General features: G+C 69.5%; 18 protein-coding genes and 2 pseudogenes. 9 read left to right on the forward strand and 11 right to left on the reverse strand.

The features are described 5' to 3' along the window. The first annotated feature begins 453 nt into the window (after positions 1–453). Positions 454–993: a hypothetical protein gene (locus tag V9U70_RS01840; protein ID WP_336672635.1), complete on the forward strand. Its 540-nt coding sequence runs from the start codon at positions 454–456 to the stop codon at positions 991–993. Positions 994–1046: 53 nt separating this feature from the next. Beyond that, a complete protein-coding gene (locus tag V9U70_RS01845) occupies positions 1047–3917 on the forward strand; it encodes a DEAD/DEAH box helicase (protein ID WP_336672636.1) in 2871 nt (956 codons plus the stop codon). 67 nt (positions 3918–3984) lie between these two features. Here V9U70_RS01845 and V9U70_RS01850 read toward each other — a convergent pair whose 3' ends face one another. The 5 genes and pseudogenes from V9U70_RS01850 to V9U70_RS01870 all read right to left on the reverse strand — a co-directional run. Next, complete coding sequence (locus V9U70_RS01850) at positions 3985–5961, reverse strand: AAA family ATPase (protein WP_336672637.1); 1977 nt, start codon at positions 5959–5961, stop codon at positions 3985–3987. Positions 5962–6263: 302 nt separating this feature from the next. Continuing rightward, positions 6264–6797: a hypothetical protein gene (locus V9U70_RS01855; RefSeq protein WP_336672638.1), complete on the reverse strand. Its 534-nt coding sequence runs from the start codon at positions 6795–6797 to the stop codon at positions 6264–6266. Next, positions 6794–7486 carry a hypothetical protein gene (locus V9U70_RS01860; protein WP_336672639.1) on the reverse strand — a complete coding sequence of 231 codons (693 nt, stop codon included), beginning with the start codon at positions 7484–7486 and terminating at the stop codon, positions 6794–6796. The genes V9U70_RS01855 and V9U70_RS01860 overlap by 4 nt, the downstream gene beginning before the upstream one ends. After that, positions 7483–8415, reverse strand: a complete 933-nt coding sequence (locus V9U70_RS01865) for a hypothetical protein (RefSeq protein WP_336672640.1) — start codon at positions 8413–8415, stop codon at positions 7483–7485. The genes V9U70_RS01860 and V9U70_RS01865 overlap by 4 nt, the downstream gene beginning before the upstream one ends. Before the next feature lie 910 nt (positions 8416–9325). Continuing rightward, a pseudogene (locus tag V9U70_RS01870) lies at positions 9326–9595 on the reverse strand (aminotransferase class III-fold pyridoxal phosphate-dependent enzyme); the annotation flags it as partial. A gap of 654 nt (positions 9596–10249) precedes the next feature. On the opposite strand from V9U70_RS01870, the gene V9U70_RS01880 reads away from it, so the two are divergent. The 5 genes from V9U70_RS01880 to V9U70_RS01900 all read left to right on the forward strand — a co-directional run bounded on the left by V9U70_RS01880 (position 10250) and on the right by V9U70_RS01900 (position 16326). Further along, positions 10250–10894: a hypothetical protein gene (locus tag V9U70_RS01880; protein WP_336672641.1), complete on the forward strand. Its 645-nt coding sequence runs from the start codon at positions 10250–10252 to the stop codon at positions 10892–10894. Positions 10895–11095: 201 nt separating this feature from the next. Beyond that, positions 11096–12295 carry an aminotransferase class I/II-fold pyridoxal phosphate-dependent enzyme gene (locus V9U70_RS01885; RefSeq protein ID WP_336672642.1) on the forward strand — a complete coding sequence of 400 codons (1200 nt, stop codon included), beginning with the start codon at positions 11096–11098 and terminating at the stop codon, positions 12293–12295. Positions 12296–12372: 77 nt separating this feature from the next. Beyond that, a complete protein-coding gene (locus V9U70_RS01890) occupies positions 12373–15447 on the forward strand; it encodes an amino acid adenylation domain-containing protein (RefSeq protein ID WP_336672643.1) in 3075 nt (1024 codons plus the stop codon). 298 nt (positions 15448–15745) lie between these two features. Beyond that, positions 15746–15898 carry a hypothetical protein gene (locus tag V9U70_RS01895; protein WP_336672644.1) on the forward strand — a complete coding sequence of 51 codons (153 nt, stop codon included), beginning with the start codon at positions 15746–15748 and terminating at the stop codon, positions 15896–15898. A 239-nt stretch (positions 15899–16137) separates the two neighbouring features. Further along, on the forward strand, positions 16138–16326 hold the full coding sequence (locus tag V9U70_RS01900) for a hypothetical protein (protein WP_336672645.1): 189 nt from the start codon (positions 16138–16140) through the stop codon (positions 16324–16326). A 274-nt stretch (positions 16327–16600) separates the two neighbouring features. Here V9U70_RS01900 and V9U70_RS01905 read toward each other — a convergent pair whose 3' ends face one another. Further along, on the reverse strand, positions 16601–17902 hold the full coding sequence (locus V9U70_RS01905) for a replication-relaxation family protein (protein WP_336672646.1): 1302 nt from the start codon (positions 17900–17902) through the stop codon (positions 16601–16603). A 524-nt stretch (positions 17903–18426) separates the two neighbouring features. On the opposite strand from V9U70_RS01905, the gene V9U70_RS01910 reads away from it, so the two are divergent. Beyond that, a complete protein-coding gene (locus V9U70_RS01910; RefSeq protein ID WP_336672647.1) occupies positions 18427–18870 on the forward strand; it encodes a hypothetical protein in 444 nt (147 codons plus the stop codon). Between the two features lie 1062 nt (positions 18871–19932). On the opposite strand, the gene mobF is transcribed toward V9U70_RS01910, so the two are convergent. Continuing rightward, complete coding sequence (gene mobF, locus V9U70_RS01915) at positions 19933–21882, reverse strand: MobF family relaxase (protein WP_336672648.1); 1950 nt, start codon at positions 21880–21882, stop codon at positions 19933–19935. A 295-nt stretch (positions 21883–22177) separates the two neighbouring features. On the opposite strand from mobF, the gene V9U70_RS01920 reads away from it, so the two are divergent. After that, positions 22178–22486 carry a hypothetical protein gene (locus V9U70_RS01920; RefSeq protein ID WP_336672649.1) on the forward strand — a complete coding sequence of 103 codons (309 nt, stop codon included), beginning with the start codon at positions 22178–22180 and terminating at the stop codon, positions 22484–22486. Positions 22487–22548: 62 nt separating this feature from the next. On the opposite strand, the gene V9U70_RS01925 is transcribed toward V9U70_RS01920, so the two are convergent. The 4 genes and pseudogenes from V9U70_RS01925 to V9U70_RS01940 form a co-directional block, all read right to left on the reverse strand. Beyond that, positions 22549–23532 carry a hypothetical protein gene (locus V9U70_RS01925; RefSeq protein WP_336672650.1) on the reverse strand — a complete coding sequence of 328 codons (984 nt, stop codon included), beginning with the start codon at positions 23530–23532 and terminating at the stop codon, positions 22549–22551. Between the two features lie 260 nt (positions 23533–23792). After that, positions 23793–23924, reverse strand: a complete 132-nt coding sequence (locus V9U70_RS01930) for a hypothetical protein (RefSeq protein WP_336672651.1) — start codon at positions 23922–23924, stop codon at positions 23793–23795. Between the two features lie 594 nt (positions 23925–24518). Further along, complete coding sequence (locus V9U70_RS01935; RefSeq protein WP_336672652.1) at positions 24519–25739, reverse strand: VWA domain-containing protein; 1221 nt, start codon at positions 25737–25739, stop codon at positions 24519–24521. 81 nt (positions 25740–25820) lie between these two features. Further along, positions 25821–26164, reverse strand: a pseudogene (locus V9U70_RS01940) (Ku protein); the annotation flags it as partial. Positions 26165–26256 lie beyond the last annotated feature (92 nt).

Raw genomic sequence — 26256 nt, forward strand, 5'->3', positions numbered from 1 at the left:
GCGGAGCGGGTACCACATCGCTGCGCGATGTGCAAGCGGGGCGGTCGCTGCGCTCCCTTCGCCCACGCGATGCGTGGGCGGTCCCCTCCGCTGCGCTCCTGGGACCGGTGGGGCCGGCCGCTGCGCGCCCGGCTGACCCGCGCGGTGCGCGGCCCTGGCTGCGGTATGTGGTGGTGCGGCTAGTGGGGCCTCCAGTAAGGGAGTTGGAAGGAGCGCGGGGCGCTCCTGGCGGGTCCGCTGCGCTCCCCCGCCTGACGGTCCTTCCGGCTGCGCCTCCAGAACCTTGAGGGCCCGCGATGCGGGCCAGGCTGGCTACGAGGGCGAGGGTCGCTCGTTCGTGTTGGGTTTTAGTGTAGCGGGTGCATCTGAGAGATGCACATGTAGCATTGGCGGAAGTGAGGGACGCCCTGTAAGCCGCCTTGATGAGGGCTTGGATTCTGTTCGGAAAGGCTGATGGGCATGTGGAGTGCTGAGGACGTGGCGCGAGATTCGGTCCGCCGCCAGGGAGACGGTCTGACTGCCGCGGAAGTTGCGGAGCGGGTCGCGGAGGCGGCGGTCAGAGAGCGGGAGACCGCAGAACAAGTTCTACTGGGTGGGGCCTTCTCCGAGTGCGAGAGCGAGCCGGAGCGGCTGGCCGGCGTCTGGGCTGCAAAGCATGTGGAGTGGCGGCGCGTCAGGGACTTGATGACGTGTGGTGGGTGGAGCGCCTACGAGCCGGAGCGAGATGCTCCGGGCTCCGAATGGGCACAGGAGCGCGATGAACGGCGTCAGGCGGTCCTGTCCGAGCACGCTGCGCATCTGGCGCGGCAACGGGACCAGCGGGATGAGCTGCGGACGGAACTGTGGCTTTCTGCGGGCCCCGGCCGGCTGATCCGGGCGGCGGCCGATCGGGCCGGCCTCTCACCCGACGAGATCCTGGCACAGCTCGCCGAGCGGGTCGTGGTGAGTGAGGACGGCACGGTGTCCGTCCCGCCGTTCTCTCCGGCCAGGTGATCCGCACGGCCTTCTGGAAATCTGCCGTAATTAGTCATCGAAGAGGCAAGGAAATGTCAGCGATTCCGCTCAAGGAACACCAGGTAGACCAGAAAGCGGCCTTCCGTAAGTGGGTCGGATTCCCTGCAAGATCATCTGTGCCCCCGCAGGGGGCCCGGGGCACGATCGTGTCAGCGACCGGCTCCGGTAAAACGATCATGGCCGCTGCGAGCGCCCTGGAGTGCTTCCCGGACGGCCGGATCCTCGTCACCGTCCCCACCCTGGACCTGCTCGCGCAGACCGCCCAGGCATGGCGGGCGGTCGGTCACCGGGCCCCGATGGTCGCGGTGTGCTCGCTGGAGAACGATGCGGTGCTGAACTCGCTGGGTGTGCGGACCACCACGAACCCGATCCAGCTCGCCCTGTGGGCCGGGACCGGGCCGGTCGTCGTGTTCGCCACGTACGCCTCTCTCGTGGACCGCGAGGACGTCGACGCACCCGAGGGCCAGCGGAAGGTTCGCGGCCCGCTGGAGGCCGCTCTGGCGGGCGGGGAGCGGCTGTACGGGCAGCAAATGACCCGGTTCGACCTCGCCATCGTGGACGAAGCGCACTCAACCACGGGCGAGCTCGGGCGTCCGTGGGCCGCAATCCACGACAACGCCCGCATCCCCGCGGACTTCCGGCTCTACCTCACCGCCACGCCGCGCATCCTCGCCGCAGCCCGCCCCCAGAAGGGCACCGGCGGCCAGGAGGCGGAGATCGCGAGCATGTCGGACGACCCGGACGGCCTGTTCGGCGCCTGGCTCCCCGGCGCGGAGCTAGGGCTCTCGGAGGCGATCGAACGGGAAATCCTCGCCGGGTTCGAGATCGACGTCCTGGAGATCCGCGACCCCGCCCCCGTCACCGGGGAGTCGGAGGAAGCGCGGCGCGGCCGGCGCCTGGCCCTGTTGCAGACCGCACTTCTGGAGCACGCGGCGGCGTACAACCTGCGTACGGTCATGACGTTCCACCAGAAGGTCGAGGAAGCCCGCGCGTTCGCGGACAAGCTCCCCGAGACCGCAGCCGACCTGTACATGAACGACGCCTCCGACGCCGACCTGGCCGCCGCCGACAAACTGCCGAAGTCGTCGATCGACGCGGAGTTCTACGAGCTGGAGGCCGGCCGCCACGTACCCCCGGACCGAGTGTGGTCGGCGTGGCTGTGCGGCGACCACCTTGTGTCCGAACGCCGGGAGGCTTTGCGCCAGTTCGCCAACGGCATCGACGCGGCCGGGCGCCGGGTTCACCGCGCCTTCCTCGCGTCCGTGCGCGTGCTGGGAGAAGGCGTCGACATCACCGGCGAGCGGGGCGTGGAGGCCATCTGCTTCGCGGACACCCGCGGCTCGCAGGTGGAGATCGTGCAGAACATCGGCCGGGCACTCAGGCTCAACAAGGACGGCTCCACCAAGGTCGCCAGGATCATCGTGCCGGTGTTCCTGGAGCCCAACGAGGACCCCACCGACATGGTCGCCAGCGCCAGCTTCAAACCGCTCGTAGCCGTACTCCAAGGCCTGCGCAGCCACGATGAGCGCCTGGTCGAGCAGCTCGCCTCCCGGGCGCTCACGAGCGGGAAGCGCAAAGTCCACGTCCGGCGCGACGAGAACGGGCAGATCGTCGGAGCCGGCAGCGAGGGTGACGTCGAGGACCAGGAGGACGACGACACACAGGCCGCCGCCGAAGCGGCCCTGCTCCACTTCTCCAGCCCGCGCGACGCCGCGACCATCGCGGCGTTCCTGCGGACCCGGGTCTACCGGCCGGAGTCCCTGGTGTGGCTGGAGGGCTACCAGGCCCTGATCCGCTGGCGGAAGGAGAACCAGATCACCGGCGTCCACGCCGTCCCCTACGACGTTGAGGTCGAGGTGGGGGTCACGAAGGACTTCCCCCTCGGGCGGTGGGTCCATCAGCAGCGGAAGGCGCTGCGGGCCGGTGAGCTGGAGGAACGGCGCAAGATCCTGCTGGACGCCCCAGAGGCCGGGATGGTGTGGGAGCCGGGCGAGGAGGCGTGGGAGAACAAGCTCGCCGCGCTCCGGTCCTACCGGCGGGCGACCGGGCACCTCGCGCCGCGTCAGGACGCCGTGTGGGGCGAGGGCGAGGCGATGGTGCCGATCGGGCAGCACATGGCCAACCTCCGCCGCAAAGGCGGCCTCGGCAAGGACCCGAAGCGCGCGGCAGAGCGGGCGGCGCAGCTGACGGCGATCGACGAGGACTGGAACTGCCCCTGGCCGCTGAACTGGCAACGGCACTACCGGATCCTCGCCGATCTCGTGGACGCCGACGGGACCCTCCCCTACATCGCCCCCGGCATCACATACGACGGCGACGACATCGGTACGTGGAGGTGGGCGCAGCAGAACGCGGGCGTCCAAGCGCAGCTGATGCCCGAGCAGCGGGAGCGCCTGGCCGCACTGGGCATTCCCGTCACTGAGCCCACCTCTCCCGCCCCGGCAGCACCCCGTACGACGAAGGCCAAGGCGAAGGGGCCGGGCAGGGCGCAGGCGGCGTTCCAGCGAGGTCTCGCGGCCCTCACACAGTGGGTCGAGCGGGAAGGCGCCGACCGGTCGGTGCCAAGGGGCGCGGTCGTCGAGATCACCGTCGACGGCGAGACCGAACCGGTAGCCGTGAAGCTCGGTGTGTGGATCTCGAACACCAAATCGAGAAGAGACCGGCTGGAGACCGACCAGCTCGCTGCCCTCGCCGCGCTGGGCATGGACTGGGCCGGACCGCCACGGGCCATCGAGGCCGCAGCGGAGCAGCCCACCGCCTCGGCGGTCCCGCAGCTCCCGGCCGAGCGGGAGCATCACGAGGAGTGCGAGGAGGAGCTCTTCGAGGGGGCGAACTGCTCGTGCCGGTCCATCGAACGGTTCGGGCCCCCGTCCGAGCGCGAGAGCTACTGGGACAACCTCTAACCGCTCCCCCATCGCCATGAGACCCCCGGGCCAGCCAAAGCCCGGGGGTCTCATGATGTCGGCAGGTTCAGGCCGTGAGCTTCTTGAAGACCGCCTCGAAGCGATCGAGGGTCTCCTCATCGATCTGCTCGAAGAAGTCGTCCTTGTCCCGGGTGAGCTGGTGCGCGGGGCCGACGTGGTCGAAGTCGCGGGGCTTGTGCTGCTTCTCCCGGGCGATCGCGATGCGCTGGAGAATCGGGAGGGGCTTGTCGGGAGTGATCAGGTCCCCCTCGTTGACGGTGACCTCGGTCGCCTTGTTGTAGAGCCAGAGGTAGTCCTTGGTGGAGAACAGGTCCTCGATGTCGGCCGTCTCCGGAAGGCCGTCGAGCTGGCCGATGACGGTGATGTGGGACGTGTCGACGTCGGCGGCTTCGGCGGCGCTGAGAACCTTGGCGGTCACCTTGGTGGTCTCGGCCCCGTCGATGAGCGCGCGGACGGACAACCGGCGTCCCATGACGGCGATGAAGGCCGGCATGTTGCCGATGCCTCCGACCGGGATGATGGCCAGGCGGGGATCCAGGCCGGTGCGGCCCTGGCTGACCAGGTAGTCGGACATGCGCATGAGGAAGACGAAATCGCTGCTGCCCTCCACGGCCAGGAGCGGGCCGGATCCGAGGAACAGGTGCTGCGCCACGGAGTATCCGAGCGCCGCCTCCACTGGCAGGATCGTCTTGGGGTCTGCGGACAGGCTGACCGAGGTGATGACCACGCCCAGGCTCGGGTCAGTACGGGTCGCCTGGTCGTGGATGGCGCGCATGGTCTCGTACCGCGTGGGGTCGATCATGTGCTGGGAGTGGGTGGTGTAAAGGACCTGCTGCTTGGGCCCGAGCTCGCTGTAGACGTAGCGGAGGAAGTCGCCCTGGGCCTCGCCATGCAGGCTGGTGCCCGGCTCGTCCAGCAGGACGACGACGCGTTCGTCGGTGTCGCGGTAGGCGCTGAACGCGGCGAGGAAGGAGAAGAACCACTGGAAGCCGGTGGAGCGGGTGGAGAAGTTGGTCTCCACGCCGCCGTGCCGGTCATCGCGCAGCTCGATCTTGAGCAACCGGTGGTGGCGCTGCGGCTGGCCGTTGGGGTCCGGGGGCATGGCGATCAGGTCGGTGTCGAAGGAGACGCTGAGGTCCGGGTTCTGCTTCCAGTACTCGAAGACCTGAGCGCTCAGACCCAGGCTGGCGGCCTGGAGCTCGGCCTTGCGGCTGGCGTAGTCCTCGTCCAGGAAGTCGGCCGGGCCCTCACCGGCGAGGCGGAGCAGGGACATCATGGTCTCGTCGCCGGGCTCCCACTGCTTGGCCTTAGCGCGTTCGGCGAGTGCGTGGAGGTCGCAGTCGCCCGGGAGCATCTCGTAGGTGGAGAAGTAGAAGAACTTCGGGAGCAGCTCGATCAGCTGCTCTTGTTCCTCTTCATCGAGCCCCTCTTCGATGTACTTCTTGTAGCGGTCCAGCTCGGCCGGGACCTTCTCGATCGCCTTGACCCGGGCCGTCTTCTTGCCGCTGCCGACTTCCTTGGCCCGGGCCTTCGCCGCGGCGCTCACGGCCTCGATCGTCGTGTGGTCCCCGGTGATGGCCTTCTGGTCCTCCTCGTCGTCGACTCCGGCCTCTTCGAAGACGTCCGCCAGGACGTCCTCAAGGGTGCAGCGCACATCGGCTTGGAGGCTGCAGTCGTAGAGGCGGGACGCCGTGGCGTACGCCTGTGCCGGCGGCCGTACGCCGACCAGTTCCTCGATCGCGTCGAAGTCGGCGTCCTCCAGCTTGAAGACGGCCGTCACGGGGGCGACCGTGTCGAGGTCCTTCGTGCGCCGGTCCGGGGCAAGGTGCCGCCGTGGGTAGTCGGTGGTGACGTGGAAGTCGTCGGCGTTGTTGGCCGGGTTCAACCGGTGCAGGGCCTTGAGGACTGTCGTCTTGCCAGACTCGTTCTTGCCGATCAGGCACGTGACCTCGGGGTCGACCACCATGGTCTGCTTGTTCGTGATGTTGCGGAACGTCTCGATCTCAACGGACGTCACCAGCATGGCACTCCCCTCCAAGGGCCACGTTGCCCTTGTGCGATCCGCGCAGCGTGGGGGCCTGTGCCAGACGGGACAGGTGCGACCGCGCGATGTGGCTGATCAGTCAGTATGAACCCCGCCTCCGACAGTCACAGCCGGTTTCTGCCCGCCGGACCTGCGCTGCCCACGAAGCCACCCCGCTCGTGCGGGAGCACGTGCGGGGCGGCTCAGGAAGGGGCGCCGCATGCGGCGGGCCCGTGTCCCTGTTGCTGGTGTCCGAGATCTCGCCAGGCTCGACGTCGCTGAACAGGTGGGCAGCGGTCGTGCTACGCGACCGCCGCGGCAAACTTCACCGACGGGATGCCGGAGCCCTCGGGGAGCTCTGCGAGGGGACTACGGGGGAGGCCAGAGACGATCCACAGGCGCATGATGTTGTGGGTGACCAGCTGGCCGGAGCCCGTTCCGTCCTCGTTGAAGACGTCGACCTTCAGCAGCACCCGTTGCCCGGACTCCCCCAGCGTCCAGAGGTCCAGGAAGCACGGGCGTCGGCATGTACGGAGGTTGCGGCGCTGGTTCTTCCAACGGAAGCTCACGATGCCGTCGGCGAAGGCGGTCAGTGAGAGGGTGCCGGAGACGTAGGCGGAGCGGCCATCCCAGATCCACACCATGTGGCCGTGGTCCAGCTCGCGCCCCATGATCTTCGTCGGGGACATGCTCGCGTGCTGGATCTCCACCGCGCATCCGTCGGCCGCGATCACATCGGCGATGTGGCTTCCGCGCCGCTGTTCGCGCTGGGTCGCCGGCACCATGGCCTTCCAGTAGTCGTGCCACTGGGTCGAGGTGTAGATAAGGCCGTTCATACCGCTCCCGCCATGGCCATCAGGTCGGCGTCGCTCATGCCGAGTTCCGCGGCGCCGATGCCCAGGGCTGCCAACGCGTCCAGCCCGATCTCCGGGTTCTCCTTGATCCGTTCCTGCGCGCGCTGCAGGGCGCGGAGCTGGGTCTGCAGCTCCGCGTACTGGCCGTCGAGGAGCTTGCGGAACTCCCGGCTGTCCTTCTCCTGCTGGCGCAGGTGCTTCTGGTTGGCCTTGATGGCGAGGAGCTGCTTGGACACCTCCACGATGCGGGCGTGGACCAGGTCGGCGGGCAGGAAGGAGCGCTGGCCGGGGATGGTGATCCCCGTGTCGATGCCCGTGCCGCACCCGCCGGGGCCGGGGGTTGCCCCGTCGTTTCCGAGGCCGGGGATCGGCGGTGTGGTGCCGCCGGTCCCCTTCATACCGTTCCCCGGGCCTGTGGGCGGCGTTTCGGTGCCGCTGTGCGCGAAGCGGGTCATCAGGTCGTGGTCCAGCGCGCTGAGGGCGGGGCTGAGGACGACCTTGAAGTATTCGATCGCCGGCAGCTCGCCCGCCTGGATTCCTTCGATGATGACGTCCAGGAACTCGCCGGTCCGCCGGTTCCTGTCTGTGTGCTGAGCGAACAGAGGGGCGTAGTTGTCCGTGACCCACTGCTTGCTCGCGGCGGACAGGGATGTGAAGCGCGAGGCGGTCACCGCACACCTGCCTGTCCGCAGGTACGGGCCGAGTGCAGCCGCTGCGCCCAGTGCGCCAGGCCCTCGCACGCCTTCTCCAGGGCGTTGAGCATGTCCTCGTCGGCGATGTTGATGATCTGCTCGGGGTGCATCTCGACCAGGCCGTGGAGCAGGTTCACCCGTCGGCCCAACTGCATGACCAGCCGGTCGTCGGTCTCCTCGGAGGGCGGAGTGTTCTGCCTGCTGCCGGTCACCTGGGCAACCTGGGCGAGGCTGTCGCGGATCTTCAGCTCCGCCATCGGATCGGCCGCGAGCGCCTCCACGAGGAACGCCGGCTCCATCACGCTGGCCATGACCGCGGACCTGACGTCGGGGCGGTCGAGCTGTTCCACGATCTTCTCGGCGGTCATCGCGGATGCCGAGTTCGGAATCGGCCGCGCGCCGATCGCTGCGCGGAACTCCTGCGCCGTCACGCGGTGGCGGCCGGGCTCCTGGAGCATCCCCAGCAGGGTCTCCCACCGTTCCTGGCACCGACGCTCACGGTCCGCCTTCGGCAGGGCCTTCTCAGCCTCCCGGGTCTCCTTCGGGAGGGAGAACCCCAGCGCGGCCTCGCGGACGACGGAGTAGGACACCGTGACGTCGGACTCGGCCAGCGCCTGCCTGTGTGCGGTGCTGCACCCTGCGGACACCGATCGGTACTCACGGGCCATACCGGCGGTCATGCCGATGTCCGCGGCGAACGTCCTGATCAACTCGTTGGTGTCGTTGGTGGTCTTGCCGGTGTCCACCGGCGCGACTGTGAGCAGGAGGTCCCCGATCTCCAGGCGGGTGCGCTGCTTCTCGTCCGTCAGGAGGTCATCACGCGCTACGAGCTTCCGGCCGAGTTCCACCTGCTCGGAGGAGTACGCCGGTCCTGTTTCACGAACACTGGGCTCGATCCAATCCGTCATGGCCCGGAACGTAGATCGCGCCTCTGACAAATCCGGGGGCCGCACAACACGAATGGCCCAACCGATCCGCCATCACGGTGAAAAAGGTAGCCCGGAAGGATTGCACGGACGGGTATGGAGTGGACGCCGCCCCGGTCCGCCCTGCGAGGGCTCGCCCAGCTCGGAGGTGAAACACCAGTCCGCGCCTCCCTTCACTCGCCGGTGGTCATCTCCATCGCGCCGCATCCTGGGAGCCCGGCGCTGACCAGGTGCCCCGAACCGTCGGACCGCTGGACGTCCACCACGAAGTGAAACATGCTCGCGCCAGCCCCGTATCGCTGACGTTTCCGCAGGTCGGAGCCGAAACGCAGCCGCCACTTCACCCTCGCGTTTCACGGCGCGTTTCAGCGACCTTGAGTCCGAGCCGGGCTGGTCACGCGGCCCGGCCGGCCCGGTGGGCACGGACCGCCTGGCGCAGCGCGGAGTATGACACCGCTGTCGTTCCCTAGCTTGTGAGGCCCCGAGATCACGTCTCGGGGCCTCACTGCTCTCCTACTCCGGGTTGTCCGCGGTGTCGTCCGGGTCGTTTCCCTCAGCTTCTTTGAGGCACTGTCCATGCCCGCCCGGAGTACGCGGACGGGACCGTGGCCTATCAGGTGGCCGCGGACCTGTACGGCGACACCACGGCCGCCTGACGGCTGTACCCCTGTCCTCAGCCCGGCCTTCGCACGGCCCACGCAGCGACGGCACAGCCGACCGCCCGCCACTGAGTACAACAAATCCGGTCACGTGCCGCATCAGGCAACGTCCCGGACGGCGCGTCAAATCACAACAGGGCGAACGTTGCCTGACGCGGCACGCACTGCGGTCCTGCGAGAGGTCGACCGCAGGATCGAGCAGGGCTTTCCCGAGAGTCGTCATCGCTGCGCAGTCATCCGGTTTCGTCCACCGCTCGCTGGAGAGTTTCCAGCCCTTCTGTGAGTTCGTCGGGAGAGATGACGAGTGGTGGCAGCAGTTTGACTACTTCGCTCTGTGCCCCGGAGGTCTCCAGGAGCAGTCCCAGTTCGAAGGCGCGGGCGCAGACCGCGGAGGCGCGCGTCGGGTCCTGGAACTCCATGCCCCAGACCAGGCCGCGGCCGCGGACCTGGGCGGTCGTCTCCTCGGCGCAGACGGCCAGCAGCGCCTGCTCCACCATCGCACCGCAGGCCGCATCGGGGCCCTCACAAGACTCATCCGCCAAGCCGCGATCACCGCCATCCACGACGGCACCGAGAGAATCACCAAAAACACGCTCGAAGCCATCACCCTCGACCACCACACCGAACAACAACGACGCCCCACCCGCTAACCCACCCCAACCTCCCTTCCGTAAACCCCTGACCAGGCAAAACACCGTACAGCAGCAAAAACGCCCGGGCCATTACACCCAGACGCTCCCCACAGCACCCCCAAACCACTCACGAAAACTGACACAACCTCAGACCGGACCCCTCAAATCCACCCCACCACCCCTTCTCACCCAACCCCCAACACCCCAGCCCACACTCCACCCCCCGCATCAACAACCACCCAATGTCACGAGCCGTCGCCACTCCCGCAAGGTACCGGCACTCTCGGCCAGCTTCCTCCCTTCTCTCTCTGCGGCCCGCCCGTCACCCGAGCACACTCCTCGTGCTCGCTCTTGCCCCTAAAGACGGTGATGCCGTCTTTCTATATTTCCCGCTGGCCCCTCCGGGCCCAGCCGCCACAAACGACACACGCACGTCGGCGGATACGTGGCGCATTCGACGTCTTACACGCACGGGGACAGCAGGGTTACGTTGTACCCAACCGGCGTACCGGAAAGGTTGGTTCTATGAAGGTCGACCACATCGTGGCACGAATCGACACCGCACCGGAAAAACATCTTCGTCACAATCAGCTCTACGCACACGTGACCGACGGAAGCGTCACACGCGATCAGCTGAAACGCCTCGTCATCGCCAAGCACCAGGCGCTCGGGTCGGAGATCGCGGCCTACACGCTGCTGCTGAATCGTTTTCGCAGCCCGGTTCCGGCCGGATACTTCGCCTTTACCATCCACACACTTACCGAGTCCTACCCCCGTCTGCTGAAGGCCGGACAATCCCTGGGGTTGGAAGAGGAGGAAATCTGTCGCGAGCCGGTCAGCCGGCCCATTCGGCACCTAGCGCAGTTCCTCGCCTGGATCGGACTGCACGCCGGAGCGGGCGAGGCCGCCCTGGCGATCCGCACCGATTACGCGGTGTGGGGCGGTACGTGCGGCGCGTTCGCCGACGGGCTGCGGGAACTGGACGTGCCGCGCGAGGTGGTGCGTTTCCTGGAGACCGAGGAGCGGGTGCCGGAACAGATCCTCGAAGGCGCCTCGGAGGTCATCGAATACGGCCTCGCCCACGGGGAAAACGAGGGGAACATCACCCGCAGCGCCCTCCAGGTCGTCGAAGTGCAGGGAGACGCCTGGGAATGGATCAGCCGGGGCTGACGGCGGCCCCCGGGGCCGTGACAGGTGCCGCCTGCCCTACGCCGCGCACGCGGGGGCAGGCGCGCCCCGATGGCCCCGCAGAGCTTCCAGTGTTGCTCTCCTCCCGTGCGGGCTTTTCACTCCTGGCCAGTCCGCCTGGGGTGCACCCCCTTTTATGCGAGGCGACCAAACCACGGCCACTCAGGGAGAGGGAACAACGCGATGGAGGAGACGCTGGCGCGTCAGGTCGCCGCGCGGGGTCTGCCCGGCGGGAGCGACGCGGTGCTCTACCACCGGGCCATCGCCCGTCTGGAGGGGTTGATGGCCGTCTACGACGACGGCAGCACACCACAACTGTTGATGACCACCTACGACTACTTGGGCCTGCAGGGGCATCCGCTCCTCAACGCTCGGGCCAAGGAGGCCATCGACGCCTTCGGCACCGGCGGGCACTGCACGGGTGCGGCCGCTGGCATGTTCGTGGCTCACCGCCGGCTCGAGGAGCGGCTTGCCGCCTGGCTGGGGCAGGAGGACGCGATACTTTTCCCCTCCGGCTATCAGGCCAATCTGTCAGCCCCTCAAGCGCTCGCGGGAGCGGGAGACTGGGTCTTCTCCGACAGCCTCAACCACGCCAGCATCGTCGACGGTTGCCACCTGGCACGGGCGCGCGGTGCCCAGTTGCGGGTCTTCGGCCACAATGACATCGCCGATCTGCGGCGCCAACTCGCTCTGGCCCCGAGCGAGGTAACCAAACTCGTGATCTGTGACGCGGTCTTCAGCGCGGACGGGGACCTGTTGCGGTTGGCGGACGTCGACGACGCCTGCCGCCGGTACGGAGCAGTTCTCCTGCTGGACGAGGCGCACAGCTTCGCCGCCCTCGGCCCTCACGGGCGGGGAATCTACGATCACTTCGCCCTGCGCCCGACGTGCGCGCTGCTGACCATGGCTACGCTGAGCAAGACACTCGCCTCCGTGGGGGGGTTCCTCGCCGGCCCAGGGGCAGTCATCGCCAGCCTGCGCGGAGCCGCCCGGGGCTATGTGTTCAGCGCCGCCCTCCCTGCGCCGGCGGTGGCCGCGGCCCACGCGGCCCTCGACCTGCTGGAGACCGAGGGGGAGCAGCGGCGAGGAGACCTCTCGGGCAACATCTCCTACTTTCTCCACCGGGCCCGTGCAGCGGGGATACCGCTGCCCGCGGACTGTCGCAGCGGGGTCTTGCCCGTGCTGATCGGAGACGAGCGGCGGGCGCTGGAGACGGCCGACCACTGCCGTCGGCACGGCGTGATGGTCGTCCCCTTCGTGTGGCCGGTGTGCGCCCGCGGGGCCGCACGCCTGCGAGTCAACGTCACCGCCCGCCACACGCGGCTGGACATCGACACAGCGGTGGCCCGCATCGCAGCAGCCCTGGAAGCTACCGCTCCCTGACAGCAGTGCTCCCGCCGTTCTGCCTCCCCGGCCCGATGCCTGGGCCGCGTCCCACCGCCCCGGCCCAGGAGGTAGCTGTGCAACCGCCCTCGGAGTCCGCCCTTCCCGACCACGTCCGCCGTTGCAACATGGTGCCCGTCGGCTACCCACGGCAGGCGACCCTCCCGGAACTCTTCGGCGAACAGGTGCGCCGCACCCCGACCGCCCTCGCGGTCCGGGACGGGGCGGCCGGATGGACCTACGAACAACTGGGCGCGTACGCCCGGTCAGGAGCGACGCTTCTGCGGGCACACGGAGTGGCCGCAGGCGACGTGGTCGCCGTGCTGCTCCCGCGGGGAATGCAGATGGTCACGGCGGTGCTGTCGGTGCTCCACGCCGGAGCTGTCTATCTTCCCCTCGACCCGTCCCTGCCCGGACACCGCCTCCGCAAGACCCTTGCGCAGGCGCGCGCCACGGCTCTCGTGGGCAACGGGCCTGGTGGCGACCGGGCCTGGGCACCGCTGCCGTACGTGCCCGCCGCGCTGCTGTCGGCCGCCGAGGACCGGGCCGAGGAGAGCTGGTGGAGATGTAGGCGGGCCGGCCAGGCCGCCTACATCATCGCCACCTCGGGATCGACCGGCACGCCCAAGGCCGTGCTCTGCCCCCACCGCGGCCAGGTCCGGCTGGCACGTGGCCACGGCGACCTGCGCCTGTCGGAGACCGATCGGCTTCTGGCGACCACCAGCCCCGGCTTCGACGTCTCGTGCTTCGAAGTCTTCGCCACGCTGCTCAACGGCGGCTGCCTGATCCCCGCCCCGCAGGACGCTCTTCTTGACACTGCGGCCCTCCACCAGCTGATCGTGGACGAACGCATTACCACCATGTGGCTAAGCGCGGGCCTCTTCCACCAGCACACGCGCACCCGCCCTGAGATGTTCGCCTCACTGCGCTGCCTGATCGCTGGCGGCGACGTCCTCCACACGGCCGCAGTGCGCGCGGTACTGGAGCACGGACGGCCCTCCCTCCTTCTCAACGGCTACGGGCCCACCGAGAACTCCTCCCTGTCGACGGTGCACCGGATCGAGGCCCCGCTCCGCGGCGGCCAGGGCGTCCCTATCGGCAGGCCCGTTCCCGGATCGAGCGCCTACGTCCTCACCCCGAATGGTGACCTCGCTGGCCCCAAAGAGACCGGGGAGCTGTGGGTCGGCGGGGACGGCGTGGCCCTCGGCTACGCTGGCGATCCCGCACTGACCACCCGCAGCTTCGTCCCCGACCGGTTCGGTCGGCAGCCCGGCGGCCGGCTGTACCGCACTGGCGATCTCGCCTCATGGCGCGCCGACGGGGTCCTCGAATTTCACGGACGGCGTGACCGCCAGGTCAAACTGCGAGGCCACCGGGTGGAACTGGACGAGGTCGAGAACGAGCTGAGCGCCCATCCCCGTGTCCATCAGTGCGCCGTCGACGTGGAAGGGGACGGCCCCACACAGCGGCTCACCGCCTACGTGGTCACCGCCGGGGCCGGCGACACCCGCCACCTCCCTGACCTGCTCACCGCACACCTGCGCAGGCGGCTGCCCCGCTACATGGTGCCCTCCCGCCTGGCCCTCGTCCCCCGCCTGGCGCTCACCCCCAGCGGTAAGGTCGACCGCGGCCGCTTGTCCGCCCGCGCGGAGCCGCAGACCGGCGGCCCCCCACCGCGCGGGCGCGTGGAGAAAACACTCGCCAGTATCTGGGACTCCCTGCTGCCGGTGCGTTGCGGCAGCAGGAACGACCTCTTCTCCACGCTCGGCGGTACCTCTCTGACCGCCGGGCAAGTCGCCGCCGCCACTCGCGCCCGCCTCGCCCTCGACGACACGGCCGGCACGGCACTGATCCGGACCCTCACTCACGACCCGACACTCGCCGCCTTCGCCGCGGAGGTCCACCGGATCTCCGCCGGCGCCGAGGACGGACCGGCCTCGAAGCCGATCGACCTCGCCGCACAGGCAGCCCTCGACATCGACCCCGGAGGTGCCCCCACTTCCGCCCCCGCCACGCCCGGCACCGTTCTTCTGACCGGTGCCACGGGCTTCCTCGGGGCGCATCTCCTCCACGCGTTGCTGCGGGCCGGCGTCCGCCGCGTCATTTGTCTCGTGCGGGAGACCGGCGGGGTAAGCGCCCACTCCCGCCTCCTGGCCGCCCGGCAGCGCTGGGAACTGCCGGACCGGCCCGGAGGCGGCGCCGTCTTGCCGCTGCCCGGCGACCTGCGACTGCCCCACCTGGGCCTGGCCGACGACGCCTGGCGATGGCTCGCTGGCCAGGCGGACACGATCGTCCACGCGGGCGCGCACGTGAATTTGCTCCAGCCCTACCAGGACCTGGCCCCCACCAATGTCCACGGCACCAGAACACTGCTGCACCTGGCCACCGAGCGACGCCTCAAGCCCGTCCACCACATCTCCACCATCGCGGTCATCGCCGCCGCCACCGCGCCCCGCGGCCGGCCCGTCCCGGAGGACGCCCCGCTGGACCACCCGGAGCGCCTCGTCTGCGGCTATCCGCAGACGAAATGGGTCGCAGAACACCTTCTGGCCAAGGCGTCCGCCCGTGGCCTGCCGGTGACGGTCTACCGCCCCCACGAGATCAGCGGCCCCACCACCACCGGTGCCTGCCTCACCGGGACGCTGCTCTGCGCACTACTCAGGGCTGTTGCCGACACCGGCTGCGCCCCGGACATCGAAGTGTCACTGAACCTGGTGCCTGTCGACTACGTCTCCTCCGTCATCGCGCACATCCTCACCCGACACCCCGCACGGGGCAGCACCTGCCACATCACCAACAGCGCGCCCTGCGACCTCGCCGCCGTGGTCGCTAGGATGCGTGGCTGCGGCCACCGCATCACCACGCTGCCCTACCGCCACTGGGTGAGCCGCATCACCAGACTCACCGCACACAACCCGCGCCACCCCATCTCCGGCTATCTGCCCCTGTTTACGGCGGTACCCGGCCATGGGCCGCCGCCCTTCTTCCAGACGGACTACACTGCGGCCTTCCCCCGCCCGGCACACGACCAGCTGCGCCGACTGACAGCCGGCAGCGGCCTGGCTTGCCCGCCAGCCGACCACGCGCTGATCGATTTCTACCTCGGCCGCCTCACTGCGACGGGACACCTGCCCGCCCCGGCCGACGACTGACAGTGGGGGTGTGAGTGGTGGTGATTTAGCCGTGGTCTCCTCATATGCCCCAGGCGAGCGGGAACGGCTGCTCCCCGCCCTGGGCTGGGAGCAGCTGCCGCCGAAGGTGTCGCTGCGGCACTCCGGCACCGTGCACTACCTCCGGCCCGACGACCCTGCCGCTCCCCCGACGCGCAGGACGAACTGCGCTGGCGGGCCGAGGAGATCGCGTCCTGGGCGGGTCGTCCTGGATCAGGAGACAGCCGTAAGCGGCGAATGTTGGTCACAACCCTGTTGCTGTGGCTGGAACAGATGCATCGTGGGGTTCGCGGGACCCCCCGTCGAGCTGGTCGACGGGCCGACCGACGGGCAGCTCCCGGACGTCACCACCCTCACCGCGGAAGAGCGGGCGGACGGTACGCCGCTGATCAAAGCCGCTCCAGCACCCGTCACCACCCGCATCTTTCCCTGAGCGGCGGCGGTGACGGTTCGGACGGGCTCGCTCCAGGTCCCCCACAGCGCATACGTGGGCGGCCGCGCCGACTGGCGCACGCAGTGCCGCCGGGACATGCCGCGCTGTCGCTGTCCTCCAGGATAAGGAAAGCGCGCCTCTCCCCTTCCGGTACCCGCTTCCGAAGGCCGTCTGCTTGGTCCGCGATGATCGAGTGGGCAGTCGTACGGCTGCCGTGCGTTGGAGGTCGAGGGGACATCATGAGTGAGAAAGCACGGATGACTGGCGGCCCGCTGGACGGACAGGCCATCGAGCTCCACCCTGTGCAGGCGCAGAGCGGTGAATACGGCACCCTGTCCGGCGGGGGCACTGCCCCCGGGGAGCCCGCCTACGCACGCGACGGCCACGACCGGTGGAGCTGGCAGGGCAAGCCCTGGCTCACCGACTGAGGCCGCGAGGATGCTGTCGGCGGCCGCGGTGAAGGACAGCAGCCCGGCCGGGCGGGCGAGGGGCCCGACGCGGCCCACCGGGTCGGGGTGGGTGTGCTGGAGCTGGGCCAGGGCGTGCCACAGGTCTCCCGGCAGATCCGGCGTGGTCTCTTCTCTGCTGCGTCTCATGAGACCGGTCTATGGCCTGGCACCGGCGTACGACCGGGTTCGGCCTCTCCCTCCCGTACGGCGACGCCGCGACTTTACGGGCCGTCCCGCCGGGCGGGGAGCTGCGCTACTCGTTCTTCCGTCCGTGGAGGAACCCGAAGAAGCCGGCGGCCTGCTTCGCCGCGGCTTCCTGCTCAGCTCGTTCTTCAGCCTCGCGGCGTTCCCGTTCCTTGATGCTGAGGCAGACGCGGCAGTCCCCTTGGGGAGCTTCGGCCCCGTCGTCGGGGTAGGTCTTGCGGCCACAGGTCGGACACGGCCAGGTCGCTGCCTCCCGGCGGCGCCGCTTCTCCTTGTACGCGAGGCGCTCCCGCTCCCTCTCGGCCTCTTCTGTCCGCCGGCGTTCCTCGTCCCGGACACGGTAGGCGCGGACGTCGTCGGGGTTGTCCAGGGCCGTGTGGAGGGTTTCCCCGTCGGAGTGGCCGTATCGCCACCAGATGGGGCCCAGCGGGCCGTGCTGTTGGAGGCGGGCGAGGGTGGTGACGATGACCGGCAGGGCGCGGCTGTGGTCGCGGTAGCCGTCCTTGGACGTGCCGCCGTACATGTCGTCGCCGTTCCACTCGCCCCGCCAGCAGTGGCGGGTCAGGTCGCGGACGGCCGTCATGCGGTTCATCATCGCCTTCGCGCCGACGTGGGCGGTGAAGACGATCGCCAGGGGTGGGTACCCCTCGCGGTCGCTTTTCTCGTAGAGGGTGGTCCACAGGGGGACCTCGCTCCGGCCGGGGGCGTGGACGGTGCGCTGGTAGAAGCGGACGTACTTGCCGAGTTTCGCGGCGAGGCGGGGTCGGTCCTCGGTGCCGTTGTCGACTTCCACGCACAGCATCGGCAGGCCGGCCTCCGGGGCGGTGAGGATGGCGTCGGCGCGCAGGCTGCCCTTCACAGGGTTGACGAAAGATCCGCCGACGGGCAGGACGACTTCGGTCTCCCACGCGTCGATCGTGCTAATGCCCGGCGGTGGGAGGGGCGGTGCGGCGGCCGGGAGGGGAGCCGGCTGGTTCTTCCGGACGACCGGCTTCGTCGGGACGGGGTCGGGCTGGATGAACGCGGTGATGGTGTCGGTGACCTTCCGGGCGTGCGGGGCCCCTGACGCCACGGATGCCTTCGCGGTGCTGCCCATGTCCCGGACCTCACGCTCCAGGACCACGCCTGCGGCCTCGAGGCCGGCCGGGGTGAGGTTCCACAGCTTCTCCGTGACCCGGTTGCCGTTCGCGTTGACGCTCTTCGCCGATCCCAGAGAGACGACCAGGCCGTGGGCGGCGAGGTCCTTCGCCCCGTTCAGGATCGTCTGGTTGGTCGCGTGGCCCGGCGCCATCAGCCGCCGCAGCTGCGCCGCGGTCGCGACCTTCACCACTCCCAGCGCGGTCAGGATCATCGTCCGGGTCTTCTCCGTCGACCCGAACGGACACACCTTCGTCCCACCCACCGTGACTCCCCACCTTTCCCCGTGCACCCGACCGCCTTCCGGCCGGAAGGCCGGCACGCGCCCCGCCGCCCCGAACCCGATCACCACTCCTACCACTCCCTACTGACTTAAGAGTGTTGATATAAGGGTTGTCGAGGTCACGGAATCGAGCTGGTCAAGGGGTCTGATCTGCGCAAACGCGGGCCGATGACGGGGCGGGCAGCGTAGGGGGAAACGTAGGGGGAACCGTATGACGGTGCGTAGGGGCTGGAACGCGCAGGATTGAGTATCGCGGACAGAACCGCTGCTCACGTGATCGTCGAAGCCAGGCCCGCCAACTACGTGGCCAGCCGCCACCAAGCTCGTCCAGTCACACCGCGGTGCCCGCCGGGCCGTACGCCGTCAGTCCGCGGCCTCTGTCCACAGGGCCGCAATTGGAGGCTCCTCTTGAGGCCGCCGCGATCAGCGGGGCGGCCCGTCGCTGAGGAGCTGTCATGCCCGAGAACACCGCCACCGCGCCGCTCGCCCCGATGGAGCCGGAAGACATCGCCGCCGCCTTCGCCTACATCCGGGCGTTGCAGGCCGACGACATCGACACCGCCTGCGCGGTCGCCGACGACACGGGCCCGGAGCTGCTCCGGCTGCTCCTGGACGTCGCCGCGCGCGTCTTCATCCCCATCACCGCCGCGGACGACTGCGGCGGGGAGCCGTGCGCGCACTCCTTCCTGGCCGCCGCGCTCGGGCGACTGCTGCTGGAGCTGCTCTGCCACGGCGAGTGCCTGGCCAATGCGCCGGGCGTCGCCGCGACCATCGTCCGGTTCACCGAGAACATCCTCACCGAGGACCACGGCGACGTCGCCGACGTCCTGCGCCAGCTGGAGGCCGCGGGAATGAAGCAGGCGATGGAGGCGCACCCGGCGCACCACAGCACCGCGTAGCCGCACCTCCGGGACGGCGGTGGTGCGGTGCGGCGCGCATCGCGGGCGCACCACCGCACCGCCCCGCGCCGCGCGCCTGGGGGGGCGACGCCACCGCACCGGGCGTACGGCGTGCGGGTCCTCTATCACACGCCCCCTTGACCGCGGCCTGACCGGCGACCGGAACGTGCTCTGGCAAGGAGAAACGCGCCGGGCCGTGCCTGGTCAAGGGGTCGGCCGCCGGTACGGGCCACCCGGAGTGAAGCGAGAACATTGTGGCGCGTGCGGGAGTGGAACCCACCGGGTGGAACCCACGCGATACCGCCGAACCATTACCGATCTGGTGAGCAGGGACGAGCAAGTGAGCTGACCTGGGATGGGGAGTGGAACTCACCACGCGGTGGGGAGTGGAACTCACCACGCGATGGGGAGTGGAACTTCCCGGACAGTGGGTGGGGCCAGAACACTCCGTTCCTCATCCCGGTCCGGGCGAGCCCGTTCCTCCGGGCCCGGAAGAGACCGCCCTGGCCGGCGGGTCTTCTCCGTCCGTGGTCCCGGTTACAAGGGTCCGGCGGGTACTTGCCGTGGCAGGGAGGTGAGATCCGACCACCCCGCGCGCTCGTAGGTCGTGGAGGTCGGGCAGGCGTATGCCGGGCAGTGCGTCGATGAGGTCGGCTTCGGCTGCGCGGATACTGCTGGGCCCGGAAGCTTCGGGGCCTGCGCCAAGGGCGCGGCGAGTGGTCACGGAGATCATCGTAGGAGCGTGAACCGTCGCGCAGGCTACGAACGACGCTGCGGGTCCGGTGCCCTCCCGCGCCCCCTGGGGGCGGAGCGTGCGGCATGATCGGACGCTGCCGGACCGGCGAACACTCCTCGCCGGTCCGGCCATCGCTCCGGCGAACTGCGGCCGGTCTCGCCGCCCCTGTACCGGCGGTGGATTCCAACTCGCTTCCAGTGGTTCCAACGGGCACACGACGCTGGAAAAACTCGCGCCCACGTGAGTCCGGCCGGAGCGTCACCAGTTCCACCTGTTGCCCGAACCGGGGCCGGTTTCAAAAACTCGCCCCGGTTCGAGGCGTGTGCTCAGCGGCCGGCTTCCGGTCCGTGCGGGCCTAGCTGCTGGGGGCGGTGCTGTTCCTCCTGGCGCATCGGGTGCACCGGAGGGGCGGTCTCCCGGCCGGTGTACTGCTTCGTCCTGGCGGCGGCTTCGTCGCCGGCCTTCGTGAAGACCTCCGTCGCGCGGCGCAGCTGTGCGGCGGTGAAGTCCAGGGCCTCCACGTCCGTACGCGATGCCTTCAGGGCCCGCAGCGCCGTCATGTCGATCGCCTCCTCGACCCCGGCCTCCGGCTCCTGGTCGTCGCGCTCGGGGTCGGTCGGCTCGGGCGCGAGCAGCTGCTCGGGCATCGCCGCCTGTTGGTGCCGGGCGATGTCGTACGCCCGGCCCCGCACGACGGTGGTGTGCAGCTTCTCCCGCACCACCGCACCGGCGAGGACGGCCCGCTCGTACTGCAACGGGATCCGGGGGATCTCCCACTCCCCCGCGCCCTGGCCCGGGGGCCGGGGCGCGGCCGGCTCGCCGGGATCGGCCGGGGGTTGATGGTCCGGGTCGGGCACGGCGGGCGTGCGGCGTCGGGCGGTGAGGTCGGACAGGGCCCACCGGGCGGTGTAGAGGCGGTAGCCGGCCTCAAGGCCGCGCACGGTCTTCGGCTCGCTGATGTCCAGGCAGTAGGTGGAGATGGCGGCGGCCGCGATCTTCTCGTCCAGGCCCGGCTCGCGGCGGCGGCCGCGCAGGACGAGGCCGAGGTGGCGTCGGGCTTCGGCGAGCAGGTGCCGGCGGTGGAACCGGCCGCCGTCGTTCATCACGAACACCGTCGCGGCGACGTCGACGGCCGCCAATGCTATGTCGACCACGGCGGTGACCCGGGCCCGGATCGCCGCAGCCGCGGCGCGGGCGTGCTCGAGGAGGGAGGTGATGACGTCGGCGGCGACCCCGGAGGTGAGGATCGCGCTCGTCTTCCACCACGCGCGCAGCTGCGCGAGCGACAGGGTCTTCTGCTTGGGCGGGCGGGTCTTGCGGGCGGCTATGGCGTTCAGCTTGGCGCGGGCCCGTTCGGAGATCACGGGCAGGAACCGCGGCTCGCCGTTGTCGTCGACGGCGGTGACGTACTCGTGCTCCAGCTCGGTCAGGCAGGCGGTGATCTGGTCGCTGCGCCGGGCAGTCCAGCGGATCAGCTCGTGCGGCACCCCGGCGATCTCCATCACCGGCCGGCGTCCTGGGGTGACGGTGCGCGGCTCGGTCGCCAAGCCGAGCTCCTCACAGACCTCCGCGGCCACGAGCTCGTTGTAGAGCGCGGAGGCGGCCACGGTGTTCTCGTGCAGGGCCAGGGTGTGGACCGAGCCCCACTCGCCGTCCAGGCGCTGTCCCTTCACCGACAGCAGCAGGTGGTCATGGAGCAGCGGCATCCCGGAGCGGGCTTCGTAGTGGCGGAAGCGGGCGGCGACCAGACCGCCGGGCGGCCGCACCCGGTAGATGCCGTCCGTGCCGTACCGGATCACCGCGACCTCGTCCTCGATCCACTCCAGCACCCGCCCGATCGCGTACTCGTGCGCGGCCTCGATCACCCGGCGGGTCTCCTCATCCCCGAGCGCCCACAGGAGGTAGATCGTCGGCTGCGGCCGGAAGACGAAGTCGACCCCGGTCACCGTCACCCGGCGTCCGAGGGCGCCGGCCCGATACGCCTTCTTCGGGGAGTCGCCCGCGGCGAGCCGGTCGGCCTCGATCCGGTCCGCGTCCGGGTGCCGGCCCCGCTCGCCGAGCAGGTTCCGCAGCTGCGCCTCGGTGACCTCCTCCCCCGGCGCGAGTCCGAGCGCGGCAAGTCCCCGGCCCATCCAACGCCCGGCCGGGACACCGGCTTGCTCCTGGGCGGCGCGCAGCGGTGTGCGGGCCGGGCGGCGGCCGTCGCCGACGACGGTCTGGCGCAGGTAGTAGCGGTACATCTGACCGGCCCGGATCACCTTGATATCCACTGTCATGGAGACCACGTCACACGGCTCTGACCTGCAAGGAAAGGCCGGACAGTCGTACGTCCCGCCGGGCGGGAGCAGCGGCCGAACTTTCTTCGCCGGTGCCCGTCAGGCGGGAAGCGGCCCCGGGCCGGACGCGAATGTCATCGCTCTCCGGCGGTCCTCACTTCACGACCCGTACGACACCAACAAGCACCGCTGAGCACCACCGAGTGCCAAGGAACGAGCACCACCGACAAGCACCGCCTACCTCAGCCCCTGGCAACCGCCGGGGGCTTCGTCGTGCTGCCCGGAGGAGACCACCGTGCCCACCTTCGAGACCCTCCCCCGCTTCACCACCGACCTTCAACACCTCACCCCCGCCCAGCGCCATCGCTTCCACCGTGTCGTCCTAGACGCCTTCGTGCCGGACCTGCGCACCGGCCGCCGCTTCCGCCCCGGCTTACGGATCAAGGGCGTACGCCGCGCCCCGGGCGTCTACGAACTCACCTGGTCCATGGGCACCGGCCCCGCAGGACGTGCCACATTCGAGTACGGGACCGAGGTTCGTCCCGGCACACCGCACGTGATCTGGCGCCGCATCGGCACTCATCAGATCCTCACCGGCCCGTGAGGGTTGGTTGGTGGTGTGCCGTGCGGGTCGGCACACCACCAACCGATACTGGTTCGGTCCGTTCAGCTCACCTGCTGAGGCGGGGCCGCCAGGTTCTTTTCCACTCGGAGGCGGATCGCGCGTCCCATCTCAGCGAATCGGACGGGATCCCCCCACGGTGGCCGGCCCTCCAGTGATGCGTAGGCGATTTCGCTGGAGCGCAACTCGATGAGGGCCGTCGTGCCCTGGTCGCCGATACGGGCGAACCGTGCGGAGTTGTCGAAGAAGGCGATGTTGAACGGGACCGGCCGAAGCGGGAGCCCGAAGTCCGGGTCGGTGAGGGCCTTGATGAGAGCGTGCTGGCTGTCAGGCAGTCCGGGGCGCCGGTCAAGCTCGAACGCCCACCGCACCGGGCCCATGCCCTCGTACCCGATGATCCCGGGGGCGGCCCTGACGCAGGTCACCAGGTCTGCTGTGGTCACGGTGTGGAAGACGGCGACACGGCGCAGCAATGCACTCGCACACCACGCCCCGCCGTTCAGGTAGGCACCCCAGCAGCGGCGCTGCTCCGCCTCGGTGGAGCCCAGTGGGGGCTCCGTCTCCGTGCAGCCTCCGGGGGTGTCCTGCCAGAGGCTGCGCTGCCCCTGGTCGGCCTGCTCCTCCGCGACGGTCGCCTCCGCCCGGGTCCACTCAGTTGGCGGCACCCCTGTTAGCCACACCGACGCTTCCCCACCGGCACCGGCGATCTCGATGCCGTGGCGCGTGCGGCGCCGAACCCATGCCCCCTCCAGTCCGTTTCGCCCGTACTGCTCGCTGTACGAGGGGAGGGCGTAGCGCAGGAGGCTGACGGCGCGCTCTGCGCTCTCCATGTGCAGCGTGACGGTTTCACGTCCGGGATGAACCCGGCGGACACCGAAAGCGTGCTCGTTGAAGTCCCGCCCCGAGTCGACGACGGCCTCGAACACGCGGGCCTCGAAGCGCTGCTGCACTCCGCAGGCTGCCGGGAGGACCGTGCATTCGCTCTGCTGTGCGGAAAGAGCCTGTTGGTAGCTCTCGGCGGTGTACATGCACCGTCGTTCGGCCTGTCGGCTGCTCCGGTTGCGTCGCAGAGGTGATCGGCCTGTCTGCCGGCTCTCAGCCTGAGCCGCCTCGCTGCGTGCAGGTCGTGCGAAGCCGAACTCCTTCGCCCCCTACGAGGCGCCCTCACATGAGGGGGCTGACGCCTCAGGGACATGGCTCACCAAGCCGGTCTCCGACTGTAGGCGACCGGTGCCAGAACCCACGCTCCCAGCCTGAGCACTTCACCGTGATGGGCCAACGCCTCGGTTCACCCTGCCTTCGGGAGCCTGATCGCCACGGCCCGGTCGATCTGCTGGAGCAGCGACCCGATCTCCTGGATGAGTGGGGCGGCGATGTCCGGCTGCGCTTCAACGGCCCGACGTGCCGCCGCCTTGTTCACCCCCTTCGAGGCGTCCTGGAGCCGACGCAACTGCGTGGGCAGCTGAAGCTTTCTCGGCCGCCTTCGACTCGTGCGTCCGGGGTCGCTTCCAGACCCGCTGCCACCCCAGGTCCTCGTCGGACTCGGGCACCTGGTCCTCGACGAGCGCGGCAGCCATCTCTCCGTGTGCTGCGCGGGCGCGAGTGAAGGCGTCCTCGAGTCCCGGGAGCTCCGGGTTCTCCTCCGGTGTCGTCACGCGACTCCTCCAGTGGGTGTCCGGCCCGGCCCTTGCTGCACGCCCGGCTGCTGGGTGTGCGGTGGCGGGGACGCCGCCGGGGCGGGCTGCGGCGCGGGCCCGCGAGCGGCGGCGCGCTCCCGGACACCGTCCTGGAGATTGTCGGCTGCCTCGATCGTGGCGCGGGTCTGTTCCAGCGCGGAGACATCGGTCCCCTGCTCCTGGCCGCGGCCGACCTTCCGGTCCCTACGCGACGGACGTAGGCGAGACCTTGAGGCGTCGAGCACGGCGACGGGGTGCGCGCGGGTGCGGGAGCCCAGGCGGCGACCCGAATCTGCGAGCTCAACTGGTTGATAGGCCGGACCCTGGGCGTGGCTGGTTTACCGCTTCATCCAAGTTGAGAAGGCGTCGACGAGGCCGTTGTAAAACTGCTCACCGGGTACAGAGCCGGGATTCTTGCTGGCGTCGTAGAAGGCAACGTTGTTGAAAGTGGCGGAGACGGAAGCGTTGAGGTTCTTGTAGAAGGCGAGCTTGCCCCGACCGAAGCCGACAAAAAGCCAGAAAACACCCAGCGCGGCTGAGTTCTGCAACAGAGAGCGGACTTCCGCCTTGTCCCATGGTTCGTCGCCGACCTGGATGACCACGAAGGCGGGATCGGCGGCTGCGGATTCCTGGTAGTGGCTGACAGCGCGGCGCATAGCGTCGGCGACGTTGCCCCATCCCCAGTCAACCTGGGTGTGGAGCTGACCGATGCGGCCACGGTAGTTGTCGAGCCGGATCTCTTCGAGGAACGGTTCCCTGCCGCTCGAGAAGATCACCGGCACCGTTCCGTCGTCGTCCAGGTTGGCCGAGAGAGCCAGAACCCGCTCGGCGAATGCCTGAACGGCGAATGACTCGTACAGCTCCTCCATGTGCCAGTCGTGGTCCAGAACCAAATAGACCGCGGCACGGCGTCCCTCGAGTCCGGTCCGCACGAGAGCCTGGCTGGCCTGCCGGGCCGGCTCCAGAAGGGCGGGTGCCTGACGCTCCACCTTGGTCAAGTTCACCGCCGCGTCCGTGGCAGCGGACCGCGTCTGTGCGGGCAGCAGCGGGCCGGGCGGCTGGGTTCCGGGGTCGTCGATATCGACGCCGTAGTCGGTCGCCAGGCCAGCCAGGCCGGACGCGTAGCCCTGGCCCACGGCGCGTGCCTTCCACCCGTCGCCTCGCCGGTAGAGCTCGGCGAGGACCACCACCGTCTCCTTGACGGTGAAGTCCGGGGCGATGAACGTCACTGCCTGCGTCCCCGGCTGGGTAATGGTCAGGTGTGGTGCCGTGGTGAAAACGGCTCCCGGCTGCTGAGGGTCGACGCTGACAACCACAGCGACCGTGGCGACATCGGTCGGCAGTCGGTTGAGATCTGCCGTGACTGTGCTCCCTGAGATGCTCACCCCGTCGTGCTGTGGATGGTTGTAGAACACCAGATCATCGTCGCTGCGGACCTTGCCCCCGGCGCCCAGGAGCAGCGCCGACACGTCCACAGCCAGCCCCGTCGCCTTCACCGTGAACGAAACCGACCCCGCGCTCAGAGCGGTGTTCTGACCTTTGAGCAGTGATGTGGACACAGACACCCCAAGTTGATCGTCAATACACGCGCCCTGATTCTTCCCCTACACACCGGGACCGCGCAGGCCAAACACACAACAGGGGTAGGCGGCGACCTGGCCATCGATCGCGAGGTGGTAGGAGTCGCTGACGAATGCCACGATCTCGATGGCCTTCGCCGTGGGCAGCGCAGCGGCATCTGGTCGAGTTCCTCGTCCGTGATCGGGACGGTCTCTCCTCCGGAGCGCTCGTAGCCTTTGCCGGTCTCGTCCTGCGACAGCGTCTCGCCGTTCAGCTCGCTAACCTTCTTCGTCCCTACCCAGCCGAGGTCCTCGAGGTAGACCTGGCGGAAGTGGATCGAGTGGTCCTTGGCCGCGGAGGCGACCTGCACCGGAATGGTGACCCGGCCGAAGGAGATGGCACCGGTCCCAAGGGGCCTCGGCATGCTGACCTCCGCACCCCTGGCGGGTGGGTGGCCGGGAAGCGGACCGGTGCAACGCCGAAAAGGGAGAACCGGGCCCCGAGGGGGCCTTGCGC

Source organism: Streptomyces pratensis, from assembly GCF_037137275.1.
Taxonomy (GTDB): domain Bacteria; phylum Actinomycetota; class Actinomycetes; order Streptomycetales; family Streptomycetaceae; genus Streptomyces; species Streptomyces pratensis_B.

Bases quoted from the DNA above. Each gene is read 5' to 3' on its own strand.
- V9U70_RS01840 (WP_336672635.1), top strand. From the start codon at position 454: ATGGGCATGTGGAGTGCTGAGGACGTGGCGCGAGATTCGGTCCGCCGC.
- V9U70_RS01845 (WP_336672636.1), top strand. From the start codon at position 1,047: ATGTCAGCGATTCCGCTCAAGGAACACCAGGTAGACCAGAAAGCGGCC.
- V9U70_RS01850 (WP_336672637.1), bottom strand. From the start codon at position 5,961: ATGCTGGTGACGTCCGTTGAGATCGAGACGTTCCGCAACATCACGAAC.
- V9U70_RS01855 (WP_336672638.1), bottom strand. From the start codon at position 6,797: ATGAACGGCCTTATCTACACCTCGACCCAGTGGCACGACTACTGGAAG.
- V9U70_RS01865 (WP_336672640.1), bottom strand. From the start codon at position 8,415: ATGACGGATTGGATCGAGCCCAGTGTTCGTGAAACAGGACCGGCGTAC.
- V9U70_RS01880 (WP_336672641.1), top strand. From the start codon at position 10,250: ATGAAGGTCGACCACATCGTGGCACGAATCGACACCGCACCGGAAAAA.
- V9U70_RS01885 (WP_336672642.1), top strand. From the start codon at position 11,096: ATGGAGGAGACGCTGGCGCGTCAGGTCGCCGCGCGGGGTCTGCCCGGC.
- V9U70_RS01900 (WP_336672645.1), top strand. From the start codon at position 16,138: ATGAGTGAGAAAGCACGGATGACTGGCGGCCCGCTGGACGGACAGGCC.
- V9U70_RS01905 (WP_336672646.1), bottom strand. From the start codon at position 17,902: ATGATCCTGACCGCGCTGGGAGTGGTGAAGGTCGCGACCGCGGCGCAG.
- V9U70_RS01910 (WP_336672647.1), top strand. From the start codon at position 18,427: ATGCCCGAGAACACCGCCACCGCGCCGCTCGCCCCGATGGAGCCGGAA.
- mobF (WP_336672648.1), bottom strand. From the start codon at position 21,882: ATGACAGTGGATATCAAGGTGATCCGGGCCGGTCAGATGTACCGCTAC.
- V9U70_RS01925 (WP_336672650.1), bottom strand. From the start codon at position 23,532: ATGTACACCGCCGAGAGCTACCAACAGGCTCTTTCCGCACAGCAGAGC.